8 protein-coding genes are annotated in these 12,541 nt (G+C 43.9%); 7 read left to right on the forward strand and 1 reads right to left on the reverse strand.

The features are described from left to right. Positions 1-15: 15 nt before the first annotated feature. Positions 16-924, forward strand: coding sequence for a carbohydrate ABC transporter permease (locus R50345_RS08735; RefSeq protein WP_042125774.1), 909 nt, complete (start codon positions 16-18; stop codon positions 922-924). Positions 925-959: 35 nt separating this feature from the next. Then, entirely contained in the window at positions 960-2,573 is a 1,614-nt protein-coding gene (locus R50345_RS08740; protein ID WP_042125776.1) for an extracellular solute-binding protein, read from the forward strand. A gap of 93 nt (positions 2,574-2,666) precedes the next feature. Here the strand turns inward: R50345_RS08740 and R50345_RS08745 are convergent, their stop codons facing one another. Next, positions 2,667-4,928 (reverse strand): helix-turn-helix domain-containing protein, encoded by a 2,262-nt coding sequence (locus tag R50345_RS08745; protein ID WP_042125778.1) that lies wholly within the window; start codon positions 4,926-4,928, stop codon positions 2,667-2,669. A gap of 213 nt (positions 4,929-5,141) precedes the next feature. Here R50345_RS08745 and R50345_RS08750 point away from each other — a divergent pair, with 213 nt between their 5' ends. The 5 genes from R50345_RS08750 to R50345_RS08770 are packed head-to-tail and all read left to right on the forward strand — an operon-like array spanning position 5,142 to position 12,524. After that, the gene (locus tag R50345_RS08750) at positions 5,142-6,530 is read left to right on the forward strand and encodes an alpha-L-fucosidase (RefSeq protein WP_042125780.1); all 1,389 of its coding nucleotides are present in this window, start codon (positions 5,142-5,144) and stop codon (positions 6,528-6,530) included. A 27-nt stretch (positions 6,531-6,557) separates the two neighbouring features. Further along, positions 6,558-7,844 (forward strand): alpha-L-fucosidase, encoded by a 1,287-nt coding sequence (locus tag R50345_RS08755; protein ID WP_042125782.1) that lies wholly within the window; start codon positions 6,558-6,560, stop codon positions 7,842-7,844. Between the two features lie 29 nt (positions 7,845-7,873). Further along, positions 7,874-8,902, forward strand: a complete 1,029-nt coding sequence (locus R50345_RS08760; protein ID WP_042125784.1) for a carbohydrate-binding family 9-like protein — start codon at positions 7,874-7,876, stop codon at positions 8,900-8,902. Between the two features lie 6 nt (positions 8,903-8,908). Continuing rightward, positions 8,909-11,476, forward strand: coding sequence for a transglutaminase domain-containing protein (locus R50345_RS08765; protein ID WP_042125786.1), 2,568 nt, complete (start codon positions 8,909-8,911; stop codon positions 11,474-11,476). A gap of 4 nt (positions 11,477-11,480) precedes the next feature. Beyond that, on the forward strand, positions 11,481-12,524 hold the full coding sequence (locus R50345_RS08770; RefSeq protein ID WP_042125788.1) for a glycoside hydrolase family 18 protein: 1,044 nt from the start codon (positions 11,481-11,483) through the stop codon (positions 12,522-12,524). The last annotated feature ends 17 nt before the right edge of the window (positions 12,525-12,541 follow it).

The raw sequence follows: 12,541 nt of genomic DNA on the forward strand, positions 1-12,541 counted from the left end.
AGGAGGTTGGAATTTATGGTATCAGGTATAAAGCTATCTAAGCGAGACCGAATATTCCTAATTTGCATCTATACGTATGTGGCAATTGCATTGCTGTTAGTCGCATATCCCATCTTATATATTATTAGCGCATCCATCAGTGATCCGAAGATGGTTGCTTCCGGTGAAATGTGGCTCTTTCCAAAAGGAATTACCTTTAAGGGGTATGAGATTGTATTTCAGAACTCGAAGATTTGGACGGGGTATGGAAATACGATTTTGTATACATTGATAGGCACAACGATTAACTTGGTCGTTACGATGCCAGCGGCATATGCACTCAGTCGTAAGGACTTTGTAGGGCGTGGGTTTTTCATGGGGATGTTCATGGTAACGATGTTCATTGGAGGCGGTCTCGTCCCTACATACATGTTGGTAAAAGGGCTAGGCATGGTCAACACGATGTGGGCACTGGTAATTCCTGGCGCAGCGTCAATCTGGAATATTATCGTCTCTCGTACCTTCTTCGCGAACTCCATTCCAGCTGAGCTTCAAGATGCGGCTCAAATCGATGGCGCGACGAATATTCGATTATTCCTGCGGATTGTTCTCCCGTTATCGATGCCAATTATCGCAGTGATGGCCTTATTCTACGGGGTAGGGCATTGGAACAGCTATTTCGGCGCCATGATCTACCTGAATGATGATGCGAAATATCCGTTGCAGCTTGTGCTTCGTCAGATTCTCGTTCTTCAGGAAATGCAATCTCAAGTAGGTGGCATTATCGATGCGACAGCTGCAGCAGCCCAGAACAACAAGGCAGAAATTGCTTCACTTGTGAAGTATGGGGTCATTATCGTATCTACACTTCCGATTATTGCTGTCTATCCATTCTTGCAACGTTATTTCGTGCAAGGTGTCATGATTGGCTCTGTTAAGGGTTGATCTTAAGATACAAGTAAAAAAGGGGAGGTTTTTGTATGACGAATTATCGTAAAACTGGACTCATGTTGTTATGTCTTTCCATGTCAATTTCTATTTTTACTGCATGTGGATCGAGTAGCGATAAGGGGACGGCAAGCACAGAAAGCTCAGACACAGCCGCAGAGGTTCATAAGACGGGCTTTCCTATCGTGGATAATCCGATTGAGCTTTCTATTATGGCACCGGATGTAGGGCGTCAGGATTGGAACAAGATGCCTGTTATTCAGGAATACGAGAAGATGACGAATATTAAGTTAAAGATTCAAAACGCCCCACAAGATAGCTTTGAGACGAAAAAGAATTTGGTATTTGCAAGCGGTACACTTCCCGATATTTTCTATGCGGCGGATCTAAAAGGATCGGATCAAGTTACCTACGGAAGTCAAGGATTGTTGCTGCCTTTAGAAAAATACATTGATGAGGGCTACGCACCTAATTTAAAAAAAATTCTCGATGCAAATCCGGATATTCGCAAATCAATGACAACACCGGATGGACATATCTATGCACTACGCAATATTCAGCCATCTGCGGTATGGTATCGTGGACCGATGTGGTATAACGGGAAGTTCCTGAAGAAGTTCGGCATGGAAAACAAATTACCGCAGACAACAGAAGAGCTATACAACTATTTGAAGAAGGTTAAAGAGGAAGATGCGAACGGAAACGGTAAAGACGATGAGGTTCCTCTATCCTCTGTGAAATTAGATGATTTACGGATGTTCTTCCTCGGATTCTGGGGGATGTATAACGAGGATATCTACGTAGATAAGGAGAATAGAGTACACTTTCCACAAGCTGAACCAGCCTACAAAGAATATTTAACCTTCTTGAATCGCTTATGGAACGAGAATTTGCTGGATCATGAAACATTCTCTCAAACAGATGAGCAGAAGAAAGCAAAAGGAAAAAACAATCAAGTGGCTTTATTCTCCGATTATTTCCCATACTTCACGCTTGGTGGTGAACCGAGTGAAGATAACCCGATGATGCAGCCTGTATCTAGTGATATTGCTGGAACACCTGTATACGGCAAGCATCCTGGTATTAACACCATTGGCGGTTTCGCGATTTCAAACACTAACCCGAACCCGGAAGCAAGTATGCGCTGGATTGATTACCAATTTAGCGAAGAAGGGTATTCGTTCTGGGCGTATGGACCTGAAGGTACGTTATTTAAATACAAAGATAAAGCAACAGGCGAGAAAGAATGGCTGCCAGTTCCAGATGGTACGGATCGTGAAGAATACCGCGGTACAATCACGCCAAACTACGGGATTAATACACCAGGTTCCTATGAGAACAGCTATGTTTTAGGTCTTCGTACTAGCTTTGATGACTGGATTGACAAAGAAACAGCTACAAAGCTTACGCCTATTGCAAAGGCTCCCTTCCCATCGGTATTCCTGACGGTAGACCAACAGACGGAAATCAAAACACTCCGTTCCGATTTGGATAAATACGTGAAGGAAATGGAAGCGAAATTCGTTACAGGTGCAGAGCCATTATCCAATTGGGACAAATATATCGCTCAAATGAAAAAAATGGGGTATGAGAAGCTCGAATCAACGTATCAACAAGCATACGATACATGGGCTGCTAGCAAATAATTTGTGAAGCTTATACATTCTCATATTTTGAAAAACTTCCCGGTCATGCTAGGCATGACCGGGAAGTTATGATAATCCCTAAGCGAGGAAGGATTATACGGTATCGTTAGGCTCAGTATTGGGATGATTATTATTCATCTGTCGATACTGGCCCGGGGTATAACCGGTTTCCTTTTTGAATTTTCGAATAAAGTTTGGTGTGTCGAGGTAGCCGACGCGCTGGATAATATCTTTTAACGGATCACTTGTTATTACGAGCTGTTCCTTGACCTTATCTAATCGTTTTTGCCAAATATATTGGACGAAGTTGATGCCGACCTTATCCTTGAATGAACGACTGAGATGGGAAGGTGAAATCGTAAACGCAGCAGAAACAGATTCAAGGCTAAGTGAATGATCATCATAGTGCTGGTCGATAAAAGCAACGATATGATCCATGAGTGAATGTTCTTCTTTTTTATGCGTCTGCTCTACCTGTGTACAAATCTGAGTGGCTAAACGGTAGAAATTCTGCTCTATAAGATGGACGGGACCATTCATGAAATGGGGAGAAGCAGACTGCATCATGTTATCCATTTTTAGCTCAGCTGCAGTTTTGAGCATGGTATTCAACAGGTCGAACAGTACGCATCGCATCAGCAGGGTAGATCGTTGTTTATTATCAAGCCCATGGATGGCTGTGTGAATAATTTGTTTGGCGACTTCGTAGTTGCCCTGCTTCAAGCTTTGTGCAAGCTTTAATAGCTCGTTACTAGGGAGTAACACCGTTTGATCATGGGCACTGGATAGCTTTTCAAAATACACGGTGGTTCCATGCTCGGTCGATTTACGCAATTCGAAGGCGGAGCAAGCCTCAACAAAGGATTGATTAAGCTGCTGAGGGCTCTCATAACATTTGCCTACACCGATCATCGGGTGGATATCCATTATGCCTAACGTATATTTACGAATCGCATCCACGATGTGAACGATTTGTGCAGCGAGTGCCTCATCATCTTCGAGCTGTAAGCTCACAATGAGTGCGAGCTGATCCAATTGCGGGAGCTCTACACCGTATATTTGTGCAGCAAGCGCTGGAAATTCAATATACGCAAGCTTGCGATGTACTTCTTGTCGCGCCTGAAGATGCTGCTGTTCTAAGTCATCCCAGCCCATCATCATGACAAAATGATGACTTTGGTCGAAGTGCAGATGAAAGGTATCGAATATTCCATGCGTCATCATTTGTGCATGTCCATGCTTTAATAGCATGGAGAGAACATGGTTGCGTGCATAGGGCTCTTGGAGATCAACCTTGGAGCTATACTGCTGCAATGTTGTTCGTATATACTCGAGCTCATTTCCGGAGGCCAGTGTATCTGTTTTTTTGTTCGTGAAGCGAACGAGCTCAGCAATCGGAAGATATTGCATCCGAGCGAATAATAGAGCGATGGCCGTTCCTACAATAGCGATCACAATGAATAAAATAATGATGAAGCTCCGAACATTAAGTACGCTACTGAAAAATTGATTACTCGCCATTAAAGTCACATATGACCAGCCATTGACATCCGATGTGACGGAAATAACCGAATGATCTTCATTGTTTATCGATAGATTATGTATGCCGGGTGGAAGCTCTGATAACCGTTGGATATCCTGCTGGCGAGCTGTATCTCCATGGCCACTATAGGACAAAACACGTCCATGATTATCAAAAATATAAGTTAATCCTCGATAGTTACCGAGAACGGAATCGATCAGATATGCCAACTCTTTCTCTTTAATAAGGTACATGACAGAAGCATATGGATCTGAGGTGTTGGGAATGATCGGCAGGATATAGGTTAATACAGATTTCTCGAGTGGTGAATTTTGATTCAGCATGTTCGTAAGTCGAATGGATGGAAATTTGGACGTGTTTAAAGCAGTCACAAGTTCATCATTCATCCAGCTTCCAAACTGATAGGAGCTACGAAATACATCCAGGCTATACATGCCATGGTTGGAATAAATATTAGGGTCATGATGATAGTACAGAAATATATCCTCCACAATGGAATTGGAAGATTTGTAGCTATCTAGTGCCGCTATCGCGTCACGACTTTCATAAGGATCCAGTATGCGATAATGAGCGAGACGAGCGTCGTATGACATCCGTGACGCCATATCTCTTAAATCATTCATGCGTCCATCCACCACCGTTTTAATTTGGGTGAGCTGATTAAAGTGAGCATTTTCAATCTCTTTTTGTAAATTATCGGTAGCATTTCGGTAAATGAAAACGATTACAAATATAAGCGGAATAAGAAGGATAAGTAGATACGAACCGGTGAATTTCAGAAACAATTTCGATTTGAAATAGTTATAGTTCAAAGTGTTTTCCCCCTTTTTATGGCGTATACATGGAGATGTTCCTATCAAGCTATGAATACAGCAGGTATAGATCGGTGCTTGAATCCTTATTTATATTCCATAATAGGATGTTTATAGCGGATAGTTATTTTTATGTCAAATGTTTTTTTGAAAATATATCATACTAAATCAATAGAATCGCAGCCTCAGAAGAGCTGCAAGGAGGTCGTGCAAATGAGTGACGCTAATGTTGTCGAGGAGCAAATTATTGTTGAAGGAGTTCACAATTACAGCACAGAGGAGGAGTACGTTAAGCCGGAGGATTCGCAGCTATTAGATCAGCTGGAATGGTTCAAGGATCAGAAGCTGGGCTTGATGATGCACTGGGGACCTTATTCGCAGCTTGGACTTGTTGAATCGTGGGCGCTTAGTGATAAAGATGGAGATTGGTCACGGGACGATATTGATTGGGGGGTTGATTCGACGGAGCTGAAGCGGCAATACTTCGGGCTGAATAAAACCTTTAATCCGCTCCGTTTTGAGCCTGAGAAGTGGGCAGAGGTTGCTGCAGAAGGTGGCTTCAAATATTTAAATTTCACAACGAAGCATCACGATGGCTTCTGTATGTGGGATACGCAGACAACAGATTATCGCATCACGGGTAAGGATTGTCCTTTCCATGCACATAAGTACGCGGATATTTGTAAGAACGTATTTGATGCTTTTCGGGCCAAGGGACTTGGGATCTCTGCCTACTTCTCCAAAGCGGATTGGCACACACCAACATACTGGGCTCCAGGTATGGAGACGGGGACGTTCATGAATCGAGGTCCTTCGTATCCAACACAAGATTATCCTTGGCTATGGGAGCAATTCGTACAGTACACACATGATCAGATCATGGAATTGATGACGAAATATGGCCGGATTGAAATGCTCTGGTTGGATGCGGGGTGGGTGTGTCCACAGAATAAGAATAATCCACAGGATATTCGGTTGGGTGAAGTGGTGGAGAAGGCACGTCAGCATCAGCCATGGCTACTAAGTGCAGATCGTACCGTTGGCGGACCTTATGAGAATGTCGTTACACCAGAGCAAACGTTGCCCGCGCGTCCCCTGCATATCCCATGGGAAAGCTGTATTACGATGGGGACTGCGTTCTCTTATCGGTATGAGGATCATTACAAGACGACACGTCAATTAATTCATTTGCTCGTTGAAGTTGTAGCCAAAGGTGGTAACCTGGCACTTAATATCGCACCACAACCAGATGGCCGCTTGTCAAGAGCAGCGATGGATCGGATGAAAGGAATGGGCAGTTGGCTCAAAGTCCATGGTGAGGCGATTTATGGAACACGCATATGTGCGCCATACTCCATTGGAAATACACATTTCACAAAAAAAGACGATATCATCTATGCTATCCATCTGTACTCAAAAGAGCAGGAACTCGTGATCAATGAGATTTGTATTCCACTCGAGCAGGCTGTGACGCAAATAGATCTTGTTGGCGGACAAGAAAATCTAACATTCGAACGAACAACAACGGGATTGATCGTTCATATACCAGAGAGCGAGCTTACGGGAATTGCCCCAATTGCACATGTATTTCGCATAAAATAACGAGTTGAACTATGGGAGGAAGAGCCGATGCAACAATGGTTTACGGACGCAAAGCTAGGAATTTTCATTCACTACGGGATTTATGCGGTACAAGGCGTTGCAGAATCATGGTCTTTCTATAACGGGAGAATGTCTTATGAGGACTATATGAAGCAATTGAATGGTTTTACAGCCTCTAAATTTGATGCGAAGTATTGGGCAGATCTGATTGCGAAGTCAGGAGCCAAGTATTCTGTTCTAACGACGAAGCATCATGACGGGGTAGCATTATTTGATACGAAGTTCAGTGATTTGAGCATTATGAAGGCGACACCTGCCAAGAGAGATATTATTAAGGAGTGGTCTGAGGCGATTCGAGATCAGGGTCTTCGCGTAGGGATGTATTACTCCCTCATTGACTGGTCTCATCCTGATTATCCTTCAGTCTATGAGAATGGTGTCGTACCAGATGATTTGAGACATGTAAATCGTTATTCAAGTCCGATGGATGGTGTCCAAGATCCAGAGCGATGGGAGAAATTTTTGGCATTTAACCGTAATCAACTAGGAGAAGTGTTAACAGATTATGGTCAGGTTGATCTGTTATGGTTCGATGGAGATTGGGAACGAAGCGCAGAGCAGTGGGGATTGCCAGCATTCAAAGATTATTTAAAATCATTTAATCCTGACCTTATTATAAACTCACGCTTGCAAGGGTATGGGGATTATAAGACTCCCGAGCAAGGTCTTCCCATTACGCGCCCGGAAGGGCCGTGGGAATTCTGCACGACGATAAATACATCCTGGGGTTATGTGCATACAGACCACAATTATAAATCATTGAATCAAATGATCCGAATGTTCTGTGACTGTATCAGCATGGGCGGGAATATGCTGTTAGATATTGGGCCCATGGAGGATGGAACGATTGATCCTAGGCAGGAAGCGATCTTACTGGGATTAGGTGATTGGATACGTACACATGAAGAAGCCATCTTTGGAACACAAGAGGGTATTATGACACGCTACTATCTGGGTGGCAGTACATTGTCTCCAGATAAGAAGAACTTGTACCTCTTCGTTTACGATACGCCGAAGGAGAACATTTGCCTCAAAGGGCTGTGTAATCCCATTAGAAAGATTACGGTGCTTCACTCAGGCAAGGAGCTCACCCATGAAATTCACGGTGGTGTGCCATGGTTTCACATACCAGGTACAACTTGGATTCATATAACACCTGAAGATATGCATGAACAAGTGACGGTACTTAAATTGGAATTCGATGAAGAAATTGAGATGTACGGCGGTTCAGGTGCAGTTGTAACGCACAACTAAAGTACATTAACCGATAAAGGAGCATTCTTATGGTAAATCGAAGTGGAGTACCAGAGCCATACATTGTTTCATACGCCCCGAAACATTATCTGTGCAGACGAGCGACGGAGTCGCTTGTCTTGGATGGGAAGCTAGATAAGCCCTTTTGGCAGCATGCAGCATGGACAGAAAAGTTTGTTGATATTGAAGGGGATTTGCGTCCGATGCCAGGAAAGGATACGAGGGTAAAGATGCTATGGGATGATGAGTATTTTTACTTTGGTGCAGAGCTGATGGAAGATCAGATCTGGGGAACGCTGACAGAACGTGATTCCGTTATTTTTTACGATAATGATTTTGAGATTTTTATAGATCCAACAGGAGATTCCCATCAATATTACGAGTTTGAGATTAACGCCTTGAACACGGTATGGGACTTACTTCTTGTGAAACCTTATCGTGACGGAGGTCCTCCAATTAACGGTTGGGATATCAAAGGCTTGAAGACGGCTGTTCATATCGAAGGTGAGTTAAATAACCCGCACGCTGACAATCGGAAATGGACGGTTGAAGTTGCAATACCATGGAATAGTTTAAAAGAATGTGCCACGGATCGACGATCACCTTACGCTGGGGAATTTTGGCGTGTTAATTTTTCACGTGTTGAATGGCGGACTGAGGTTGTCGATGGCAAGTATCGTAAGCTTCTTAACCCCGACACAGGGAAACCTTATCCTGAGGATAATTGGGTGTGGTCACCACAAGGAATCATTAATATGCATTATCCAGAACTGTGGGGCTATGTTGTATTCGTGAATGAAGCGGGTCCATATCACTTCGACATCCCTCGGGATGAACATATCAAATGGGAATTACGGAAGCTCTATTATCGTGAGCGGAACTATTACGAAACACACGGCATGTTCACAGCCCATTTTAATGCATTGTGTAAAGAAGATACATGGACCATAGAACCAAACATTGAAACGACGACTAAAACTTTTATTATATCTGCACCAACATCAGATGAGACTTCCCGTCTTTACATTCGCGAGGATGGGTTTCTCTGGAAGGAGTAATCAGATATGGAACAGATTGAACGTAAGTTTCAGGAGAAGATGAGTTTGGCTCAGGCACGTGCAACGCAGTTATTTCAAATCTTTGAACAGGACTTGACAGAAGAAGAAATAATTGCACTTAAGTATCTCTATGCGTACATGCCAGTGAATGATTTGGCGGATTACAATGGTGAGCTTTTCTTGAATCATGTGAGAACGACACTAAAGATTCGCCGAGATATGCCATGGCAAGTCCCAGATCATATATTTTTACATTTCGTACTGCCCTACCGTGTTAATACCGAAAATATTGAAGAACACCGCCAAATTCTTCATGAACAATTAGCAGAACGAACTAGTAAGTTGTCCATGACGGAAGCCATTCTGGAGACAAATTACTGGTGTCATGAGGTGGCAACGTATATTGGGAGTGATTTGCGGACGATTTCACCATTATCGATGATTCGAAATGCACGCGGTCGTTGCGGTGAAGAATCCACACTAGCTGTGGCAGCCCTTCGCAGTATAGGTATACCTGCACGTCAAGTGTATACGCCACGTTGGGCACATTGTGATGATAACCACGCATGGGTGGAGGCATGGGCAGACGGTGAATGGTATTTTATTGGGGCTTGTGAGCCGGAAGCCCGTCCTAATCAAGGATGGTTTGGACCTCCAGCGCGTAGAGCAATGTTAATTAACACGCGTATTCTCGCTAATTATCAAGGTCCAGAAGATATTACGCTTGCAGATGAGTGGTTCACTGAAATTAATGTATTGGAAAATTACGCATCCACGCGGGCAATTACGATTCATGTGAAAGATGAATTCGGACAGTCTGTGCAGGATGCAGAAGTACAGTTCCAAGTGTATAACATGGCGGAATTTTTCCCAATTGCCATCCTTCCTACCAATGCTCAAGGAGAAGCAACTTTCAAAACAGGTCTCGGTGACCTCATGATTCGTGCGGCGAAGGGTGGTACTTGGGGGGAACTGAAAATTTCAGTGGCGGACAGTGAATGCGTTGAGCTTGTACTGAATCAAGAAAATCAGCCCGCTGCAGGAACGATTGCCGATTATGATATGGTTCCACCTCCAGCGTGTGAAGGTGAGGTAATAGAGGAACTGTCTGAAATTCGTATCCAGCGACATAATGAACGTTTGGAGGAAGGGATCTCAATCCGTGCGAAATATGAAGCGACTTTTGTGACAGAAGAAGCAGCGAGGAAGCTCGGGGAAACACTGGGTCTCCCGGAAGATCGTGTATGGGCAGTGCTTCAGAAGGCACGTGGTAACAGTGTAGAGATAGCCGCATTTCTGGAGGTAGCCACATCCGTGTATGGAGAATGGGCTTTACGGTTATTGGAATGTAGTAATGACAAGGATTTAATTGACACATTTATTCCTACTCTTACAGATCATGTGGCTGGTGCGCTTGCTGTACGTGGTGAGCTCACAGAGGAAGTGTTCGTTCCCTACATTCTGCGTCCTCGTGTTCACTACGAGATGATTACACCGTATCGTACATTTTTCCAACAAGCTTTCACTTCGGATGAAGTGGCATTGTTCCGTAAGGACCCAACGAAGCTGGTTCAATTCATAGATGAAACGTGGGATATATGGACAGACCTTCCGAATCTGAAAGGGAAGGGAACAGCAGTGGGTACCTTTGAATTGCGCGTAGGCGATCGCAGTTCCCTGGATATCATGTTCGTATCAATTTGTCGTAGTTTAGGAATCCCAGCGCGAATTCATCCCATTGAATCCAAGCCGCAATTTATGGTGAATCATATTTTCGTGGATGCTCAATTTACCAAAGGCGTTGTTGGAGGCGGGATAGAATTAGCGAATGGCACTCTCATACTTCAGCGTGATCAGGGTGCAGGGACAATCCAACCAACGGCTTCATACTATGAGAATTTCACATTAGCTCGGCTGGAGAACGGTTTTTATAAAACCTTATGTTACCCGCATGGCGCAAATGACCTATATGATACACCACTTGAGGTTGAGCAGGGAGCGTACCGTCTGACGACAGGCGTACGATTAAAAGATGGTACTGTGCTTATCAAGTTCACTTATTTTCATATTGCAGAAGGGGAAGAGACGAAGCTGGTCATGAAATATCGTCAATCTACATTGGAAATTCCAGTGTACGGCAAGGTGGAACGACTCAAGCAGCTGACCTCATGGGCAGGAGTAGAACAGACTTTCGCAGATCTTATTGGTGGAAAGGGCGCCTATGTCGCTTGGCTGGAGCCGGAACGAGAGCCTTCAAAGCATCTACTTCGTGAACTCTCTGAGCTGAAGCATGAGTTCAATGTGCTAGGTGCTCCCATCATTCTTATTATTGGTGATAAGCAATGGGCAGCTTCGTTTCATCCCGAGGACTATCCAGATCTTCCTGCAAATGCAGTGTTTGTACGTGATTCAACGTATAATCTATTGCCCGAATTATTTGCATCGTCCCAAGCGAGTGAAGCGGGCTTCCCGCATCTTATGATTGTGGACCGTGAAGATCAGATTCGTTACATGTCATCAGGATATAAGATTGCAGCGAGCAAGGAAGCGATTCAAATCTTAACAAGGGTGTGAAAGGATGGATCAACAGATGATTGTAGCAGGCTACGTGAGTGATTCCAAACTATCTGAGTTATCGGGTGACCACTTGATGAAGTTAACGCATCTCAACGTTGCATTTGGTTATGTGAAAGATGATCAGATTACAACAGCACATTTGAAATGCACGAACCAGCTACAAGAGATGAAAGCGATGTATCCGAATCTGACGCTGATGCTCTCCGTAGGCGGATGGGGGAATGGGGGCTTCTCTGAGGCTGCCTCTACCGAAGAAGGACGTCAGAAATTTGCAGCGTCGGCTGTGCAAGTGGTAACAGATTTCCCGTTCGATGGAATCGATTTGGATTGGGAATATCCTTGTTACAGTGAAGCGGATATTAAATCGTCGCCGGATGATAAATGCAATTTCACACTGCTATTAAAGGCGATTCGAGATGCACTGGATGTGAAAGGTACAGCGGATAGCAGACATTACTTGCTTACAATTGCGGCAGGTGCTGATCAGTATTATATTGATGGCACCGAGATGGATCAAGTACAGCAATATTTGGATTTTATACAGCTGATGACCTACGATATGCGTGGCGGTTTCCAGATTCTAACGGGACATCATACGAATTTATTTCATACGACAGGAGATTTGTATCGTATCAGTACAGAGGCATCGGTGAATATGTTCATTCAGGCAGGCGTTCCCCGAGAGAAAATCGTCATTGGCGTGGCGTTCTATTCCCGAATGTGGAAGCAGGTGCCGGATAAGAATCATGGATTTCTACAAATGGCGGGCACAACGGGTGGCTATGGCCCAGAATATACAGAGCTGTTTGCTAATTACATCAATCAGAATGGCTACACACGACATTGGGACGATGAGGCCAAAGCACCGTTTTTATTTAATGGAGACACGTTTATTTCCTACGATGACGTGGATTCGATTACACATAAATGTGAGTATGTCAAACGTGAAAAACTTGCGGGTGCCATGTTCTGGGAATATAGCTGTGATAAGACACACACGTTGCTTGATGCACTGTATGCAGGCTTATATGAGAGCGTGAAGTGAGCTACCTGTTCAATTAG

This window comes from Paenibacillus sp. FSL R5-0345 (assembly GCF_000758585.1).
GTDB lineage: Bacteria > Bacillota > Bacilli > Paenibacillales > Paenibacillaceae > Paenibacillus_AQ.

Excerpts from the sequence above, each read along its gene's own strand:
- R50345_RS08760 (WP_042125784.1), top strand. The coding sequence starts at position 7,874 with ATGGTAAATCGAAGTGGAGTACCAGAGCCATACATTGTTTCATACGCC.
- R50345_RS08765 (WP_042125786.1), top strand. The coding sequence starts at position 8,909 with ATGGAACAGATTGAACGTAAGTTTCAGGAGAAGATGAGTTTGGCTCAG.
- R50345_RS08750 (WP_042125780.1), top strand. The coding sequence starts at position 5,142 with ATGAGTGACGCTAATGTTGTCGAGGAGCAAATTATTGTTGAAGGAGTT.
- R50345_RS08740 (WP_042125776.1), top strand. The coding sequence starts at position 960 with ATGACGAATTATCGTAAAACTGGACTCATGTTGTTATGTCTTTCCATG.
- R50345_RS08735 (WP_042125774.1), top strand. The coding sequence starts at position 16 with ATGGTATCAGGTATAAAGCTATCTAAGCGAGACCGAATATTCCTAATT.
- R50345_RS08755 (WP_042125782.1), top strand. The coding sequence starts at position 6,558 with ATGCAACAATGGTTTACGGACGCAAAGCTAGGAATTTTCATTCACTAC.
- R50345_RS08770 (WP_042125788.1), top strand. The coding sequence starts at position 11,481 with ATGGATCAACAGATGATTGTAGCAGGCTACGTGAGTGATTCCAAACTA.